Origin of the sequence: Ensifer sp. Root1252 (assembly GCF_001425885.1) — a bacterium.
GTDB lineage: Bacteria > Pseudomonadota > Alphaproteobacteria > Rhizobiales > Rhizobiaceae > Ensifer > Ensifer canadensis.
In genome coordinates this window covers 20100-35836 of the sequence record NZ_LMDT01000023.1, presented here as the reverse complement: position 1 = coordinate 35836, position 15737 = coordinate 20100, and the positions used below count along the sequence as shown (strand labels likewise).

Annotated in this window: 20 protein-coding genes; 8 read left to right on the top strand and 12 right to left on the bottom strand. The window is 61.8% G+C overall.

The window, feature by feature from the left end; genetic code table 11:
• Positions 1-53: 53 nt before the first annotated feature.
• From ASD02_RS21455 to chvI, 5 genes are all read right to left on the bottom strand, one after another.
• Entirely contained in the window at positions 54-347 is a 294-nt protein-coding gene (locus ASD02_RS21455) for an HPr family phosphocarrier protein (RefSeq protein ID WP_025425342.1), read from the bottom strand.
• Positions 344-745 (bottom strand): PTS sugar transporter subunit IIA, encoded by a 402-nt coding sequence (locus ASD02_RS21450; protein WP_025425343.1) that lies wholly within the window; start codon positions 743-745, stop codon positions 344-346. The genes ASD02_RS21455 and ASD02_RS21450 overlap by 4 nt, the downstream gene beginning before the upstream one ends.
• 156 nt (positions 746-901) lie before the next feature.
• The gene (locus ASD02_RS21445) at positions 902-1324 is read right to left on the bottom strand and encodes a serine kinase (RefSeq protein ID WP_051509138.1); all 423 of its coding nucleotides are present in this window, start codon (positions 1322-1324) and stop codon (positions 902-904) included.
• Between the two features lie 29 nt (positions 1325-1353).
• Complete coding sequence (locus ASD02_RS21440; RefSeq protein ID WP_025425345.1) at positions 1354-3135, bottom strand: sensor histidine kinase; 1782 nt, start codon at positions 3133-3135, stop codon at positions 1354-1356.
• 228 nt (positions 3136-3363) lie between these two features.
• Positions 3364-4092: a two-component system response regulator ChvI gene (gene chvI, locus ASD02_RS21435; protein ID WP_025425346.1), complete on the bottom strand. Its 729-nt coding sequence runs from the start codon at positions 4090-4092 to the stop codon at positions 3364-3366.
• A 329-nt stretch (positions 4093-4421) separates the two neighbouring features.
• Between chvI and ASD02_RS21430 the strand changes: the two genes are divergently transcribed.
• The 5 genes from ASD02_RS21430 (at position 4422) to ASD02_RS21410 (ending at position 8319) form a co-directional block, all read left to right on the top strand.
• Positions 4422-6032: a phosphoenolpyruvate carboxykinase gene (locus ASD02_RS21430; RefSeq protein WP_025425347.1), complete on the top strand. Its 1611-nt coding sequence runs from the start codon at positions 4422-4424 to the stop codon at positions 6030-6032.
• A 217-nt stretch (positions 6033-6249) separates the two neighbouring features.
• On the top strand, positions 6250-6684 hold the full coding sequence (gene arfB, locus ASD02_RS21425; protein ID WP_025425348.1) for an alternative ribosome rescue aminoacyl-tRNA hydrolase ArfB: 435 nt from the start codon (positions 6250-6252) through the stop codon (positions 6682-6684).
• A gap of 93 nt (positions 6685-6777) precedes the next feature.
• Positions 6778-7251, top strand: coding sequence for a peptidoglycan-binding protein LysM (gene lysM, locus ASD02_RS21420; protein ID WP_025425349.1), 474 nt, complete (start codon positions 6778-6780; stop codon positions 7249-7251).
• Positions 7248-7697 (top strand): hypothetical protein, encoded by a 450-nt coding sequence (locus ASD02_RS21415; RefSeq protein WP_025425350.1) that lies wholly within the window; start codon positions 7248-7250, stop codon positions 7695-7697. The genes lysM and ASD02_RS21415 overlap by 4 nt, the downstream gene beginning before the upstream one ends.
• Before the next feature lie 10 nt (positions 7698-7707).
• Positions 7708-8319, top strand: a complete 612-nt coding sequence (locus tag ASD02_RS21410) for an alpha-ketoglutarate-dependent dioxygenase AlkB (RefSeq protein ID WP_057220850.1) — start codon at positions 7708-7710, stop codon at positions 8317-8319.
• A 99-nt stretch (positions 8320-8418) separates the two neighbouring features.
• Here the strand turns inward: ASD02_RS21410 and coaA are convergent, their stop codons facing one another.
• From coaA to hisB, 7 genes are read right to left on the bottom strand one after another with little or no spacing between them, the layout of a single operon-like run.
• On the bottom strand, positions 8419-9414 hold the full coding sequence (gene coaA / locus ASD02_RS21405) for a type I pantothenate kinase (protein WP_025425352.1): 996 nt from the start codon (positions 9412-9414) through the stop codon (positions 8419-8421).
• Positions 9411-9734, bottom strand: coding sequence for a phosphoribosyl-ATP diphosphatase (locus ASD02_RS21400; protein WP_025425353.1), 324 nt, complete (start codon positions 9732-9734; stop codon positions 9411-9413). Before ASD02_RS21400 ends, coaA begins: the two co-directional genes overlap by 4 nt.
• A gap of 17 nt (positions 9735-9751) precedes the next feature.
• Positions 9752-10528, bottom strand: a complete 777-nt coding sequence (gene hisF / locus ASD02_RS21395) for an imidazole glycerol phosphate synthase subunit HisF (protein WP_025425354.1) — start codon at positions 10526-10528, stop codon at positions 9752-9754.
• A gap of 4 nt (positions 10529-10532) precedes the next feature.
• The gene (gene hisA / locus ASD02_RS21390; RefSeq protein ID WP_025425355.1) at positions 10533-11270 is read right to left on the bottom strand and encodes a 1-(5-phosphoribosyl)-5-[(5-phosphoribosylamino)methylideneamino]imidazole-4-carboxamide isomerase; all 738 of its coding nucleotides are present in this window, start codon (positions 11268-11270) and stop codon (positions 10533-10535) included.
• 31 nt (positions 11271-11301) lie between these two features.
• Positions 11302-11952, bottom strand: coding sequence for an imidazole glycerol phosphate synthase subunit HisH (gene hisH / locus ASD02_RS21385; protein ID WP_025425356.1), 651 nt, complete (start codon positions 11950-11952; stop codon positions 11302-11304).
• Positions 11952-12422, bottom strand: a complete 471-nt coding sequence (locus tag ASD02_RS21380; RefSeq protein WP_025425357.1) for a DUF2628 domain-containing protein — start codon at positions 12420-12422, stop codon at positions 11952-11954. The genes hisH and ASD02_RS21380 overlap by 1 nt, the downstream gene beginning before the upstream one ends.
• Before the next feature lie 24 nt (positions 12423-12446).
• Entirely contained in the window at positions 12447-13055 is a 609-nt protein-coding gene (gene hisB / locus ASD02_RS21375; RefSeq protein ID WP_025425358.1) for an imidazoleglycerol-phosphate dehydratase HisB, read from the bottom strand.
• A 223-nt stretch (positions 13056-13278) separates the two neighbouring features.
• Between hisB and hslV the strand changes: the two genes are divergently transcribed.
• Genes hslV through hslU form a run of 3 tightly spaced genes read left to right on the top strand, consistent with a single transcriptional unit; the run spans position 13279 to position 15648 of the window.
• On the top strand, positions 13279-13836 hold the full coding sequence (hslV, locus tag ASD02_RS21370; RefSeq protein ID WP_025425359.1) for an ATP-dependent protease subunit HslV: 558 nt from the start codon (positions 13279-13281) through the stop codon (positions 13834-13836).
• Positions 13826-14347, top strand: a complete 522-nt coding sequence (locus ASD02_RS21365) for a GNAT family N-acetyltransferase (RefSeq protein WP_025425360.1) — start codon at positions 13826-13828, stop codon at positions 14345-14347. The genes hslV and ASD02_RS21365 overlap by 11 nt, the downstream gene beginning before the upstream one ends.
• Positions 14344-15648 carry an ATP-dependent protease ATPase subunit HslU gene (gene hslU, locus ASD02_RS21360; RefSeq protein WP_025425361.1) on the top strand — a complete coding sequence of 435 codons (1305 nt, stop codon included), beginning with the start codon at positions 14344-14346 and terminating at the stop codon, positions 15646-15648. The genes ASD02_RS21365 and hslU overlap by 4 nt, the downstream gene beginning before the upstream one ends.
• Positions 15649-15737: the final 89 nt, after the last annotated feature.

The window sequence follows — 15737 nt, the reverse complement described above, 5'->3', positions numbered from 1 at the left end:
CTGGGGCAGGGCAACCTCGATATAAAGAAGTCTTTATATCTTTATATTGTCGGTCACATTTCTTCGCCGAACTTGTCGCGCACAAGCGCGTCGAGCGCATTCAGCGCTTCTTCGGCCTGCGCACCGCTGGCGGTGACGCAAACGCTTGAGCCGGTGCTGGCGGCCAGCATCATCAGGCCCATGATCGAGGTGCCCCCGACGGTGCTGCCGTCCTTCGACACCGTGATTTCGGCATCGTAGGCCTCGACCGTTTGTACGAACTTCGCCGAAGCGCGGGCGTGGAGGCCGCGTTTGTTGACGATGAGGAGCTCGCGCGTCAGCAACATGTCGGTGCGATGGTCCATCATTTTCCACTCAGGACGCGGCTGGCGACGTTGATGTATTTGCGTCCCGCCTCGGAAGCCTCCAGCAGGGCCTTGTCCATGTCGCTTTCGCCACGCACGCCGGCCAGCTTGATCAGCATCGGCAGGTTGACGCCGGCGATGACTTCGACCGTGCCGCTGCGCATGACCGAGATGGCAAGATTGGAAGGCGTGCCGCCGAACATATCGGTGAGAATGATGACACCGTGGCCCTCGTCGACATTGGTCACGGCGTCGAGGATATCCTGCCGACGCTGATCCATGTCGTCCTCGGGGCCGATGCAAACGGTCTCGATAGCTTTTTGCGGACCGACAACATGCTCGAGCGCGTGCCGGAATTCCTCAGCCAGCTTGCCATGGGTGACAAGCACAAGTCCGATCATGGGTATCTTTTCTCCGACTGCACGCGCAATTCACTGATGGTCAGATATCGCAATGCAGCAATTTCGTCCACCTGTTGGGGCGGCCATCTTGGCAAGGAAAAGGCGAAGTGCAAGCCAAAAATGCCGAAAAACCAGCCCAGTTGCCTGCAACTATAGCTAAAATCCTAATTTTTCGGGTAGCAGCACACGCAGAACAGCAAGCACGTGTACGCCGTTTTCAATGGGGACGCGAACAATTGGCAGGCTGCCACCGCCGGGTAGGGGAAGTTCCTCGTTTTCCGGCGGCATGCGCGGATCGAATGGCGCGTTGACGGGCAGGATTGCCCAATCCATTACCGCTGCATGCACCGTCTCGAGCCTGGCAATGCCGGCGCCGCGGATCTCTATCAGGCCTTCGATCGACGCGGGGCAACGGGCGATTATTCGGCCCTGCTCCATTGACAGGTCGACACGATCGTCGGCGACCAGTGCCGCAAAGTGTCCCATCTGCTGTGCCGCCGAAATACAGGCGAGCGCCAGCCGCGATTTGCCGATGCCGGAAGGTCCGGTTACCAGAAAGCCGGTCGTGCCGAGAACCATTGCCGTGCCGTGAATGTTGTGCCGCGGCGTCACGCGTGCGGCTCGGCGGGCAGGGAAAGCACGAAGCGGGCGCCGACGATCCGCCGATCCGGACCCATGATGTTCTCGGCCTTCAGCGTGCCGCCGTGCGCTTCGGCAATCTGCCGGGAGATGGACAGGCCAAGACCGGAGTTCTGGCCGAAGTCTTCGCCTTCCGGCCTGTCGGTATAGAAGCGTTCGAAGATCCGGTCGATGTCTTCTGCCTGGATGCCGGGACCATTGTCCTCGATATAGACGAGGCAGCGCGACCGGGAGCGCGTCAGGCGCACGACGATGCGGCCGCCCTGTTCGGGTACGAAGGAGCGGGCGTTTTCGATCAGATTGGTGATGATCTGGCCGATGCGCAGTTCGTAGCCGTTGATGGCGAAGCGCGCCTTGGGGCTGTCCTTGCGGTCGATGACGAAATCGAGCAGCACCGGCTTCTTCTTGCTGCGGATCTGGCGCGAGATATCGACGAGGTCGCCCAGCAGTTTTTCGAGGTCGATCACCTTGGCGTCGCTACGCGCAAGCTCGGCGTCAAGACGCGAGGCGTCGGAGATATCGCTGATCAGGCGGTCGAGGCGACGAACGTCATGCTGGATGACGTCCATCAGCCGCTTCTTCGATTCGTCGGTGCGGGCGAGCGGAAGCGTTTCGACTGCGCTGCGCAGCGACGTCAGCGGATTCTTCAACTCATGGCTGACGTCGGCGGCGAAATTCTCGATCGCCGCGATTCTGTCGTAGAGTGCGGTCGTCATCTCGCGCAACGCGACGGAGAGATTGCCGATCTCGTCCTGGCGCGACGAGAAATCAGGAATTTCCTCGCGCTCCTTGGCACCGCCGCGACGCACCCGGATGGCGGCGGCCGAAAGGCGCCGCAACGGATTGGCGATCGTCGACGACAAGAGCAGCGACAGAATGACGTTGACGAGGGCGGCTACCCCGAACACGCGGATGATGGCGAGGCGTTCGGCATGCACGATCTTGTCGATATCGCCGGCCTGGGTGGACAAGAGCAGCACGCCGAGAACGGCGCGGGACCGCTGCACTGGCACGGCGACCGAGACGATGAGCTCGCCCTTTTCGGTCACGCGGCGCACCGCACCACGCACGCCGGTCAGCGCGTTCATCACTTCCGGATAGATCGATCCGTTGCCGCCCGGCGGCTCCTTGTAGAGCGGCAGGTCGCCCGACTGCAGCAGGCGGTTGATCCAGCTTCCGAACTTTTCCTCGATACCGGTGGCTTCGGGATCGACGGGCGGCAGGTCGAAGCGCAGCACCTGGCCGCCGCTATAAAGGTGGCGCGAATCGAGCAGCAGATCCGCATCGGCGTCGAACAGGCGCGCGCGGGTGCGGGTCGGCGAGATCAGCCGCCTGAGCACCGGAGCCACCCGTTCCTGGATGATGGGGAAATCGAGGTCTTCGTCGCTCGGCAGCGGCGTGATGCTCTGGCCGGCCTGCAGCTCCAGCAGTTTTTCAGGATCGATGGTGATCGAATTGGTGTCGACGGAGGCGGAAGCCGAAATGGCGCCGGCGATGATTTCGCCCTGGGTCAGCAGGCTTTCGACGCGGGCGTCGATCAGCCCTTCGCGAAACTGGTTGAGATACATGATCCCGCCGACCAGAACCACGAGCGCAACGAGATTGAAGAAGACGATCCGTCGCGTCAGGCTCGAAAAGACGGCGTTGCCGAACAGGCGGCGAATCAGCGTGAACGAATAGGCCCAGCGCCGGCCTTTCGCCGATGTCCGTCCGTCAAGTTCATCGACATCGCCTTGCAAGACTTCCACCAAGTCTTTCCGCTCCCGCAGCGGGAGTATCCCCGCCGTATCTTCTGATTGCGACCAGGCGTCACCCGGATGTCGGGTTTCGCAGATCCGCGGATGTTCTTTCTGGTCTTCGGTCTCGTGGATCCGATGCCACCGGCCAAGCCAAGAGGCGGGTCAAAGCCTGCCGCCATCGCGTCGGTTCTGAATGCTCCACAAACGACGCGATGGCAAGTGCTGAGACCCCGCGTCGCTTCAGGCCATCTCGCGGAAGCGGTAGCCGACGCCGTAAAGCGTCTCGATCATGTCGAAGTCATTGTCGACCATCTTGAACTTCTTGCGCAGCCGTTTGATGTGGCTGTCGATGGTGCGGTCGTCGACATAGACCTGCTCGTCATAGGCGGCGTCCATCAGCGCGTCGCGGCTCTTCACCACGCCCGGGCGCTGGGCGAGGGAGTGAAGAATGAGAAACTCGGTCACCGTAAGCGTGACCGGCTCGTTCTTCCAGGTGCAGGTGTGGCGCTCCTGGTCCATGGCCAGCTGCCCACGCTCGAGCGAGCGCGAGGGCGTGTCGGAAGTCTTGGGTGTTCCGGCGGTGCCGCCGGCTGCAGCCGCTTCGCGGTTGGCCGCCCGGCGCAGGATCGCCTTGACGCGCTCGACCAGCAGGCGCTGGGAGAACGGCTTGGTGATGAAATCGTCCGCACCCATCTTCAGGCCGAAGAGCTCGTCGATTTCCTCGTCCTTGGAGGTCAGGAAGATCACCGGCAAATCCGACTTCTGACGCAGGCGCCGCAACAGCTCCATGCCGTCCATGCGCGGCATCTTGATGTCGAAGATCGCAAGCTGCGGCGGTCGGGCCAACAGGCCTTCGAGCGCCGAGGCGCCGTCGGTATAGGTCTCGACCTTGTAGCCTTCAGCTTCAAGCGCGATGGATACGGACGTCAGGATATTCCGGTCATCATCGACAAGCGCGATGGTCTGCATCGTGTTCAACTCCGTCATTTGAGGCCGATCGCCGGTTTCGTCTCCGAATCTGCGGCAACCGCGAGTCACGGGTGCGTTACTTGAGTATAAAGGTGGAACAAATTGTGGCGAAGCCCAAAATGCGCTCAAGCGTACACTCCGTCGCCCAGAGGCAGATATGGCGCAGGGAACTCGGATTCAACCGATTAAAAAAACGATAATTTTCTTTAAATCGATTAATATACTGAAATCATTATTCTTTTTTTGACGTCGCCTTGTTTTTGAGCGAGCATGCAAGTATGTTCCGGCCAGATTTAACGCCAATGGCCAAACACGAAGGAAGCTTGACCATGGAGCAACTCGGCACTCGCAATGCAGCGAACGGCTTGGAAAAACTCGGCTTTACGGATCTCGATGTGGTCCGCTACAACCTCGAAGCCCCAGAGCTTTATGAAGAAGCCATTCGCCGCGGCGAGGCTCAGCTGACGGCGCACGGCGCGATCGTTGCGCGCACCGGTCAGCACACCGGCCGCTCCCCGAAGGACAAGTTCGTCGTTCGTGATGCGTCCACCGACGATCAGATCTGGTGGGACAACAACAAGCCGCTGTCGCCGGAGCATTTCGCCGTGCTGCGCCAGGATATGCTTGATCATGCCAAGGGCATGTCGCTCTATGTCCAGGATCTCGTTGGCGGCGCCGACAAGGACAATGCCCTGCCGACCCGCGTCGTCACGGAATTTGCCTGGCATTCGCTGTTCATTCGCAACCTGCTGATCCGTCCGGAGCGTGGTGCGCTGGCTTCCTTCCTGCCGAAGCTGACGATCATCGACCTGCCGAGCTTCAAGGCTGATCCCGAGCGGCACGGCTGCCGCACGGAAACGGTCATTGCCTGCGATCTGACCAACGGTCTCATTCTCATCGGCGGTACGTCCTATGCCGGCGAGATGAAGAAGTCGGTATTTACCGTTCTGAACTACCTGCTGCCGAAGAAGGGCGTCATGCCGATGCACTGCTCGGCCAATGTCGGCCCTGAAGGCGATACCGCCATCTTCTTCGGCCTGTCGGGCACCGGCAAGACCACGCTTTCGGCCGATCCGACCCGCACGCTGATCGGTGACGATGAGCATGGCTGGGGAGAGCAGGGCGTCTTCAATTTCGAAGGCGGTTGCTATGCCAAGGCCATCCGTCTCTCCGAAGCGGCCGAGCCGGAAATCTTCGCGACGACCCGCCGCTTCGGCACCGTCATGGAGAACGTCGTTCTCGACGAACGCCGGGTTCCCGATTTCGACGACGGTTCGCTGACCGAAAACACCCGCTGCGCCTATCCGCTCGATTTCATCCCGAATGCCAGCGAAACCGGTACCGCGCCGCAGCCGCGCACGATCATCATGCTGACCGCCGATGCCTTCGGCGTGATGCCGCCGATCGCCAAGCTGACGCCGGAACAGGCGATGTATCACTTCCTGTCTGGCTACACCGCCAAGGTCGCCGGCACCGAGAAGGGCGTCACCGAGCCGGAAGCAACGTTCTCGACCTGCTTCGGCGCGCCGTTCATGCCGCGTCACCCGTCGGAATACGGCAACCTGCTGAAGGATCTGATCGCCAACAACGGCGTCACCTGCTGGCTGGTCAACACCGGCTGGACCGGCGGTGCCTATGGCGCCGGCAGCCGCATGCCGATCAAGGTGACCCGCGCCCTGCTCGCGGCAGCCCTCGACGGTTCGCTGAACGCTAGCGAACTGCGCACTGACGCGAACTTCGGCTTCGCCGTGCCGGTTTCGGTACCGGGCGTCGACGACGGCATTCTTGATCCGCGCTCGACCTGGGCTGATGGTAACGCCTATGACGCTCAGGCCCGTCGCCTCGTCGATATGTTCGTCGCCAACTTCGCCAAGTTCGAAGACCATGTCGATGGCAGCGTCCGCGATGCAGCTCCCGGCACGAAGATTGCCGCCGAATAAGCATTGCTGGCTATGATTCACGTGAAACCCGGCCTCAATGGCCGGGTTTCACTTTTTGTGGTTGCTTGTTTTCAAGCGGTTCGCTCTGTGCGCTGCAGCGCACGCGTCAAATGTGACGCGCAAAGGACGCTGTAAGGCTCGAGATCTGCTGCATAATTTTCTCCGTAAATCGATTCCGGTTTTAGGAATTATGCAGTAGAAAGCGCCAGGAGCGATCATGGCCAGCGACCCTTTATACATCAACGAACAGATCGTTATCGCCGGGTGGGAACTCAGCGAGCAATTCGTGCTGGCTGGCGGGCCGGGTGGACAGAACGTCAACAAGGTGTCGACGGCCGTTCAGTTGTTCTTCAATGTCCAGGCCTCGCCCGCGCTCACCGATCGCATCAAGGCCAACACCCTGAAGCTCGCCGGTCGCCGCGCCTCGAAAGACGGCGTGTTGATGATCGAGGCCAGTCGCTTTCGCAGCCAGGAGCGCAACCGCGAGGATGCCCGTGAACGGCTGAAGGAGATGATCCTGAAGGCCGCGGAGCCGCCGCCGCCACCGCGCAGGAAGACCAAGCCGACACGCGGCTCGATCGAGCGCCGACTGAAGGAAAAAACCGGTCGCGGCGAGACCAAGAAGTTGCGCGGCCGCCCGACTGGCGAGTGACTTGCGGTTGCGGATTCTTTTCGGCTGTCCCTTGTCTTTTGTCGCCAAGCGCCCTCTCTTATCGCGCAGGAACTTTTGCAGAAGGAGAAATCCATGGGCCTTTTCAGTTTTATCAAGAACGCCGGCAAGAAGTTGGGCATTGGCGGTGACGACGATGCGCCTGATGCCGACAGCGTCCAGAAGGAACTCGCTTCGCACGATCTCGGCACCAAGGACGTCCAGGTCGAAGTCGTCAACGACAAGGTGGTGCTGAAGGGTGTCGTCAAGGATCAGACGGCGTTCGAGAAGGCGGTCGTCGCCGTCGGCAACACGCTCGGCGTGTCTTCGGTCGAAGCGTCTGAGCTGAAGGTGGCGGATGCCGGTGCAGCGCCCGCGCCCGCCAAGGCCCCCGTCTTCTATACCGTCAAGAAGGGCGACAACCTCTGGAAGATCGCCGAGGCGCAGTACGGCAAGGGCAAGGGCGCCAAGCACACGGTCATCTTCGAGGCAAACAAACCGATGCTGACCCATCCCGACAAAATTTACCCCGGTCAGGTGCTGCGCATTCCGGATCTGGATGCCGCGTGACAGCCTTGTCGATGCGTGCATTTTCGAGCGTCGTTCTGGTGGTCGCAAGTCTTGGACTTGCCTCCGCCGGCACCGCGCAATCGCTGCGTGAGCCGGCTAAGGGTAGTTCGGAGCGTGCAGCGATCCTTGATGCCTTGCGGCCTGCCGTCGAGGCGGAGATGCGCGGTTCGGTTGAATTCGTCGTCACGACGATGCGAGCGGCGCCGAACTGGGCCTTCGTCCAGGTCGAGCCGCAACGTCCGGGCGGCGGCAGCATCGATCTCGCGCAGACCGGGTTTCGCGACGAGGCCGACATGATGGATGGCTTGACGGTGTTCGCGCTCGTCAGCTTCCAGGGCGGTCGATGGAATCTGGTGGATCACGTCGTTGGTCCGACGGATGTCGCCTATGCCGGCTGGTCTGAGCGCTACGGCGTCCCGGCAAAACTGCTCGGGCTTGAGGAGTGAGGGCAACCTCATGCAGGTTCTCCCGAAAGGAATAAAACACATCCCTGGCTTTCTCGACCGGGCCCGTCAGGAGCAGATCGTTGAAGCGCTCAGGGGCGTGGTGCACGAAGCGCCGCTGTTCGTGCCGGCGATGCCGAAGACCGGTAAGCCGATGTCGGTGCGCATGACCAATTGCGGCCCGCTCGGCTGGGTGACCGACCGCGAGAAGGGCTACCGTTATCAGCCGCAGCATCCGGGGACGGGCAGGCCGTGGCCGCCGATGCCGGATGTTCTCCTTGAAATCTGGAATGCGGTTTCGGCCAGCGACAAACGGCCGGAAGCATGCCTGGTGAATTTCTATTCCGACGAGGCCCGCATGGGTCTGCACCAAGACAGGGACGAGCGCGATCTGGAAACATCAGTCGTCTCGATTTCCCTTGGCGATAGCTGCCTGTTTCGGGTCGGCGGCAGAGAGCGCGGCAGCCAGACCATATCCTTCAGGCTCGAAAGCGGCGATATCGTCGTGCTCGGCGGCGAGGGGCGTCTGGCCTTCCACGGCGTCGACCGGATCTATCCGAACACATCGACGCTGCTCAAGAACGGTGGCCGACTCAATCTGACGCTGCGCCGGGTGAACCCCTAAGGCATGTCGCGTCAAAATAGAGCGGCAGCCTTCGCGTCACGCCCACATTTTCCGCGAAGCCATCGCTGCGTATTCTCGGGTCGCACGCATGTTGCACGCTCAAAGCTTGCGCAGCGCCACCTTCTCGGTGAGGTGGTTGGGGCCTTTCTGCAGGATGAGGTCGGCGCGCGGCCGCGTCGGCAGAATGTTCTGGTGCAGGTTCTTCAGGTTGATGTTGTGCCAAAGTCCTTCGGCGATCGCGCGCGCCGCATCCTCGCTGATGGTCGCATAGCGGTGGAAGTAGGATTCGGGATTCTTGAAGGCCGTTTCCCTGAGGCGCATGAAGCGGCTGACATACCAGCTGTGGATCAGGCTCTCCTCGGCGTCGATGTAGATCGAGAAGTCGAAGAAGTCCGAGACCATCGGCACGATCTTGCCGTCGGCGGGCAGGTTGCGCGATTGCAGGACGTTGATGCCTTCGAAGATCAGAATGTCGGGCCGGTCGATGACCGTGTACTGGTCCGGCAGCACGTCATAGGTCATGTGCGAATAGCTCGGTGCCTTGACATTGGGCTGGCCGGCCTTGATCGCCGAGAGGAACCGCAGCAGCGCGCCGAGGTCGTAGCTTTCCGGGAAGCCCTTGCGATCCATCATGTTTTCGCGCTGCAGGACGGCGTTCGGATAGAGGAAGCCGTCCGTCGTCACCAGATCGACCTTCGGGCTCGACGGCCAGCGCGACAGGAGCTGGGCAAGGATACGTGCGGCCGTCGACTTGCCGACGGCGACCGATCCGGCAATGCCGATGACGAAGGGCGTCTTCGTCTCGCCGGACATGCTGAGGAAGCGCTTGCGCTGCTCGAACAAAAGCTGGGACGATTCCACATGCGCGGACAGAAGCCGCGACAGCGACAGGTAAATCTGCCTGACCTCGCCGAGGTCCACCGGGTCGTTCAGCGAGCGCAGACGCTGCACTTCGTCTGCCGTCAACGTCAGGGGCGTGTCCGCGCGAAAGCGGGACCACTCTTCGGCAGAAAACAGATGATAGGGCGAATAGTCCCGGTTCTGGAGATTGTCCGGGAGATCGACCGTTTCGATGTCTTGCGCAGCTAGGGTCATGGATCCTGCCGATTAGCCTTTTCCTGCAGACCGGATTGGCTTGTCCGCCGTGCAAGTTCGTCGAGCACATCCTGCAACGGAATGTCTGCAATTTTCAATACGACCATGAGATGATAGAGCAGATCGGCGCTCTCATCGACGAGATTCTGGCGGTCGTTGCGGATCGCTGCGATCACGGTTTCGACCGCTTCCTCGCCCAGCTTCTTGGCCGCTTTCTGCTGGCCGCTTGCGACCAGTTTCGCCGTCCAGGATTCGTCCGGTGACGCTTTGGCGCGCGCGGCGACGATGGTCTCGAGGTCGGAAAGGGAGAAATCACTCATGAACGAAACCCTGAAACTCAATCGAGACGCATGGCGATGCCATGTTCGGCCATATAGCGCTTGGTTTCGCCAATGCTATAGGTGCCGAAGTGGAAGATCGAAGCGGCCAGAACCGCCGTCGCATGGCCGTCGCGGATGCCGGCAACCATATGGTCGAGCGTGCCGACGCCTCCGGACGCAATGACCGGCGCACGCACCGCATCGGCAACCGCCCGGGTGAGCGCGATATCGTAGCCGCTCTTCGTTCCGTCACGATCCATCGAGGTCAAAAGGATTTCGCCGGCACCGAGATCGACGACGCGCCGGGCAAAGTCCACCGCATCGATGCCCGTCGTCTGGCGGCCGCCATGGGTGAAGATTTCCCAGCGGTTCTCTTCGCCGTCCTTCGAGACTTTCTTGGCGTCGATCGCAACGACGATGCACTGGTTGCCGAACTTGTCGGCGGCTTCGGCGACGAACTCCGGGTTCTTCACCGCCGCCGTGTTGATCGACACCTTGTCGGCGCCTGCCAAAAGCAGCTTGCGGATATCGGCCACCTGACGCACGCCACCGCCGACGGTCAGTGGCATGAAACACTGCTCGGCCGTGCGCGCCACCACATCGAAGATGGTTTCGCGGTTGTCCGACGAGGCGGTGATGTCGAGGAAGCAGAGCTCGTCCGCTCCGGCCGCATCATAGGCGCGGGCTGCCTCCACCGGGTCGCCGGCATCGATCAGGTCGACGAAGTTGACCCCTTTGACGACCCGACCGTCCTTGACGTCGAGGCAGGGGATAACGCGGGCTTTGAGGGTCATCGGCTCATGCCTTTCTCGTGGCGCGGATCAGCGCCAGGGCTTCCTGCGGGTCGATGCGGCCATCATAGAGCGCACGGCCGGAGATCGCGCCTTCAAGTTTTGCCGCATCCGGGGCGATCATTCGCCGGATATCATCCATCGAAGCGAGACCGCCCGAAGCGATCACCGGGATCGAAACCGCATCGGCAAGCTCCAGCGTCGAAGGCCAGTTGATGCCCGTGAGAATGCCGTCGCGATCGATGTCGGTGTAGATGATCGCCGATACGCCGGCACCCTCGAATTTCTTCGCAAGCTCGATGACGCCGAGTTCCGACGCCTCGGCCCAGCCCTCGACCGCAACCTTGCCGCCCTTAGCGTCGATGCCGACGGCGACCTTGCCCGGGAATTTTCGGCAGGCTTCGATCACCAGTGCCGGGTCGCGCACCGCGACGGTGCCGAGGATGACGCGGGCAAGCCCGCGCGACAGCCAGTTGTCGATATGGTCAAGCGTACGGATGCCGCCGCCGAGTTGGACCGGGTTCTTGGTCGACTTGAGGATCGCGTCGACGGCAGCACCATTAACGGTCTCGCCGGCAAAGGCACCGTTGAGGTCGACCACATGCAACCACTCGAAACCCTGCTCCTCGAAGGCGCGCGCCTGGGCGCCCGGATCCGGGTTGTAGACCGTTGCCTGCTCCATGTCGCCGAGCTTCAGGCGCACGCATTGCCCGTCTTTCAGGTCGATAGCGGGAAAAAGGATCATGTATCTATCCGATCAGAGGTCGCCGGAGCCTTCAGGGCTTCCAACGCAGGAAATTCGAGATGAGGGCAAGGCCAAGCGCCTGGCTCTTTTCCGGATGGAACTGCGAGCCGGCCTTGTTGCCATTGGCGACGAAGGCGGTGACGGCGCCGCCGTAATCCGCCTCGGCCACAACATCGCCGGCATTTTCCGCGGCCAGATGGTAGGAGTGCACGAAGTAGGCGTGCAGGCCGTCGTCGCCGGTGCGGATGCCGTCAAACAGCGGGTGCGTGCGGGCAAGCCGCAGCGTGTTCCAGCCGATCTGTGGGATTTTCAGCGACGGATCCGCCGGCCTCATTTCTACGACGTCGCCGGGGATCCAGCCGAAGCCGTGGGTCGTGGTCTTTTCCAGGCCGCGCGACGACATCAGCTGCATGCCGACGCAGATGCCGAGAAACGGGCGACCGGCCTCTTCGACGACCTCGGTCAGTGCCTGCTCCATGCCGTCGACGGCCGTAAGGCCGCGACGGCAATCGGCATAGGCGCCCACGCCCGGCAGGACGATGCGGTCGGCGGTCGCCACCCGCTCGGGCCTGTCCGTCAGGTCGATCTCTGCGTCGATGCCGGCTTCCCGCGCTGCCCGTTCGAAAGCCTTCGTTGCCGAGCGCAGATTGCCCGATCCATAGTCGATAATGGCGACGCGCATCAGCGTTCTCCGTAGGATTCAAAAAGCCCAAGACCCGGGCCGGTGTTTGCCGGCGCCTGTCTCGGCCAGTCGACAGATGGCCGCTCCGCTGCCTTTCGGTCGGCCGGGGCCACGTTTGCGAAGTAGATTTCCTCGGCGGTCTCAAGATCGCGCGCCGGCACGATCGAGCGCACCGTCCAGTTGCGGGCGATCAGGCGGCGGGCGATGAAAACAGGGCCTTCCAGCGAGACCATGAGGCCGAGCGCCAGATGCAACAGCAGCGCTGCCAGGAGGCCGCCACCGATCACCGACAGAGAGATTAACAAAATCTGCAGAACAGCAACTGCGATTCCGAAGAGCCACATGCGCTTGGCGAAAAGCCAGAGCGCCGGAAACAGAAAGGCGCCCCACGAGAAGCCGTCGGCGACGAAACGCGCTCGGTCATCGTCGGCGCGGGCGCCCGGCGGGGTCAGGATCATGTAAGAGGCCATGGTCATCAGCCAGATAATGACCGCTCAGGCAAGCGTACCCTTGGTCGAGGGAACGCGTCCGGCCTGGCGCGGGTCGATTTCGGTTGCCGTGCGAAGCACGCGGGCGACGGACTTGAAGCAGGTCTCGGCGATATGATGGTTGTTGGCGCCGTAGATATTTTGGATATGCAGCGTGATCCCGGCATTCTGGGCGAGCGCCTGGAAGAATTCGCGCACCAGTTCGGTGTCGAACGTGCCGATCTTCGGTGAGGTAAAGGCGACGTTCCAGACAAGGAACGGCCGGCCGGACACATCCACCGCCGCGCGCGTCATCGTCTCGTCCATGGCAAGGTCGAGCGAGGCGTAGCGGGTAATGCCGCGCCGGTCGCCAAGCGCCTTGGCAATGGCCTGGCCGATGGCAATGCCAGTGTCTTCGACAGTGTGGTGATCGTCGACATGGAGGTCGCCATCGGTCTTGATGTCCATGTCGATCAGCGAATGTCGGGAAAGCTGGTCCAGCATGTGGTCGAAGAAGCCGACTCCGGTCGCAATCTTCGACGTTCCGGTTCCATCGATATTGACGGATACGGACACGGCCGTTTCATTCGTCTTTCGCGAAACTTGGCCGGTGCGGCTGGACGTGGCTTCTGCCATCAGGCTCTCCTGTATGCGCTGGAGCCGCTCCTTATCAGGGGAGGCGGAAAATATCCAGAACCGCGGCTGAGATTCGAACGATTCGGGCAGGCGCCCGATTTACGGTCAACTGCGTGGCTCACCGGGATTTGCAATCGCGTAAGGCGCACTTACATAGGCTCCAAGCAACCAGGCTCGTTCGAGCCCCCAACGCCCCTGGTTCTGGGGCCGACAGGTATCTTCAATGAGTGAACACAATCCCTACGGAACGATGCATGCGACCACCATCATCACGGTGCGCAAGGACGGCAAGGTGGTGATGGCCGGCGACGGCCAGGTCAGCCTTGGCCAGACGGTGATGAAGAGCAATGCCCGCAAGGTACGGCGTCTCGCCAAGGGCGACGTTATCGCCGGCTTTGCCGGGGCGACGGCCGATGCCTTCACGCTTCTGGAGCGGCTCGAAGCCAAGCTGGAGCAATATCCCGACCAGTTGATGCGCGCGGCAGTGGAACTCGCCAAGGATTGGCGCACCAACAAGTATTTGCGCAATCTCGAAGCGATGATGCTGGTCGCCGACAAGTCGATCACGCTGGCGATTACCGGCAATGGCGACGTGCTGGAGCCGGAACATGGAACGATCGCCATCGGCTCGGGCGGCAACTATGCCTTTGCCGCGGCCCGCGCCCTGATGGACAGCGACAAGTCGGCCGAAGAAATCGCCCGCCGGGCGCTCGAGATCGCAGGCGACATCTGCGTCTATACCAACCACAATATCGTGGTGGAGACGCTGGATGGCAACTGACCAGGTTCATGTCAGCTTCGAACGGGTGGCCGATGACCACCTGCCGATGCTGCATGCCTGGTTGAGCGAGCCGCATGTGCGGCAATGGTGGGGTGATCCGGACAAGGAAGTCGTGTTGATCCGCGACGGCTGCGCCACGGGCGAAGTGGATGGCTTCATCTTCCATGTAGCCGGCGAGCCCGCCGGCTACATCCAGTCCTGGACACCGTCCGAATATGACGAAGAGCCGTGGGCGAAGGATCTGCCCGGCGATGTCCCCGGCGTCGATATCTTCATCGGCCCGCCGGAGATGACCGGAAAAGGCGTGGCGTCGCTGGCCTTGAGGGCCTTTGCGCAGACGCTTTTTGCCGCCGGCGCACCACGGATCGTGATCGACCCCGATGCGGGCAACAGAAGGGCCGTGAGGGCCTATGCGAAAGCTGGCTTCGTGCCCTTTGGCGAATGGATAGATGCGTCCGGCCGCACACTCCTGATGGAGCTGACGCGGACCGAGTTTGAGAGGAATACATGAGTACTTTTTCACCTAGGGAAATCGTGTCGGAACTCGACCGGTTCATCATCGGCCAGAACGACGCCAAGCGCGCGGTGGCGATTGCGCTGCGCAACCGCTGGCGGCGCCAGCAGCTCGGCGACGAGTTGCGTGACGAGGTCATGCCGAAGAATATTCTGATGATCGGGCCGACCGGTGTCGGCAAGACGGAAATCTCCCGCCGTCTGGCAAAGCTTGCCGGTGCACCCTTCGTCAAGGTCGAGGCGACCAAGTTCACCGAAGTCGGCTATGTCGGCCGCGATGTCGAACAGATCATCCGCGACCTCGTCGAGGTCGGCATCGGTCTCGTGCGCGAAAAGCGCCGGGCGGAGGTCAAGGCAAGGGCGCACCAGAATGCCGAGGAGCGGGTGCTTGACGCGCTGGTCGGCGCCACGGCCTCGCCGGCAACGCGCGATTCCTTCCGCAAGAAGCTGCGCGCCAACGAACTGGACGACAAGGAGATCGAGGTCGATATCGCCGAGACCGGCGCGCCGGGCGGCTTCGAAATTCCGGGCATGCCGGGCGCCAATATCGGTGTACTCAACCTGTCGGAAATGTTCGGCAAGGCGATGGGCGCACGCACCAAGAAGGTCAAGACGACGGTCAAGGCTTCCTATGAGGTGCTCGTCAACGACGAGTCCGACAAGCTGCTCGACAACGAGCAGATCCAGCGCGAGGCGATGAGGGCGGTCGAGGACGACGGCATCGTCTTCCTCGACGAGATCGACAAGATCGCATCGCGTGAAGGCGGCATGGGTGCCGGCGTATCGCGCGAAGGCGTTCAGCGCGATCTGCTGCCGCTGGTGGAAGGCACGACGGTTGCGACCAAGTATGGACCGGTAAAGACCGATCACATTCTCTTCATCGCCTCGGGCGCCTTCCATGTGTCGAAGCCTTCCGATCTTCTGCCCGAACTGCAGGGCCGCCTGCCGATCCGCGTCGAGCTGCGTGCCCTGACCAAGGAAGACTTCCGCCGCATCCTGACGGAGACCGAGGCGAGCCTCATCCGTCAGTACAAGGCTCTGCTTGAGACGGAAGAAGTGAAACTCGACTTCACCGACGATGCCATCGATGCGCTTGCCGACGTGGCAGTCCAGCTCAACTCGAGCGTCGAGAACATCGGCGCCCGCCGGCTGCAGACGGTGATGGAGCGCGTGCTGGATGAAATCTCGTTCAATGCGCCGGATAGCGCTGGCCAGGCTATCACGATCGATGCCGAATATGTGCGCAAGCACGTCGGCGATCTCGCCGCCAACACCGACCTGTCGCGTTACATCCTGTGACGCACGCGTTGCATCCTGTAACGCGGAGGTGGCGGCAATCCTTTGCCGTCAGGCAACCGTGAAGATGCAAGGCGCCTGTCTCTCGACAG

Coding starts and splice junctions, on each gene's coding strand:
- lysM (WP_025425349.1), top strand. CDS start 6,778: ATGGGCCTTTTCAGTTTTATCAAGAACGCCGGCAAGAAGTTGGGCATT.
- ASD02_RS21365 (WP_025425360.1), top strand. CDS start 13,826: ATGGCAACTGACCAGGTTCATGTCAGCTTCGAACGGGTGGCCGATGAC.
- hslV (WP_025425359.1), top strand. CDS start 13,279: ATGAGTGAACACAATCCCTACGGAACGATGCATGCGACCACCATCATC.
- hisA (WP_025425355.1), bottom strand. CDS start 11,270: ATGATCCTTTTTCCCGCTATCGACCTGAAAGACGGGCAATGCGTGCGC.
- ASD02_RS21455 (WP_025425342.1), bottom strand. CDS start 347: ATGATGGACCATCGCACCGACATGTTGCTGACGCGCGAGCTCCTCATC.
- hisB (WP_025425358.1), bottom strand. CDS start 13,055: ATGGCAGAAGCCACGTCCAGCCGCACCGGCCAAGTTTCGCGAAAGACG.
- ASD02_RS21410 (WP_057220850.1), top strand. CDS start 7,708: ATGCAGGTTCTCCCGAAAGGAATAAAACACATCCCTGGCTTTCTCGAC.
- hisH (WP_025425356.1), bottom strand. CDS start 11,952: ATGCGCGTCGCCATTATCGACTATGGATCGGGCAATCTGCGCTCGGCA.
- hslU (WP_025425361.1), top strand. CDS start 14,344: ATGAGTACTTTTTCACCTAGGGAAATCGTGTCGGAACTCGACCGGTTC.
- ASD02_RS21400 (WP_025425353.1), bottom strand. CDS start 9,734: ATGAGTGATTTCTCCCTTTCCGACCTCGAGACCATCGTCGCCGCGCGC.
- ASD02_RS21445 (WP_051509138.1), bottom strand. CDS start 1,324: ATGGTTCTCGGCACGACCGGCTTTCTGGTAACCGGACCTTCCGGCATC.
- hisF (WP_025425354.1), bottom strand. CDS start 10,528: ATGACCCTCAAAGCCCGCGTTATCCCCTGCCTCGACGTCAAGGACGGT.
- arfB (WP_025425348.1), top strand. CDS start 6,250: ATGGCCAGCGACCCTTTATACATCAACGAACAGATCGTTATCGCCGGG.
- chvI (WP_025425346.1), bottom strand. CDS start 4,092: ATGCAGACCATCGCGCTTGTCGATGATGACCGGAATATCCTGACGTCC.
- coaA (WP_025425352.1), bottom strand. CDS start 9,414: ATGACCCTAGCTGCGCAAGACATCGAAACGGTCGATCTCCCGGACAAT.
- ASD02_RS21430 (WP_025425347.1), top strand. CDS start 4,422: ATGGAGCAACTCGGCACTCGCAATGCAGCGAACGGCTTGGAAAAACTC.
- ASD02_RS21380 (WP_025425357.1), bottom strand. CDS start 12,422: ATGGCCTCTTACATGATCCTGACCCCGCCGGGCGCCCGCGCCGACGAT.
- ASD02_RS21450 (WP_025425343.1), bottom strand. CDS start 745: ATGATCGGACTTGTGCTTGTCACCCATGGCAAGCTGGCTGAGGAATTC.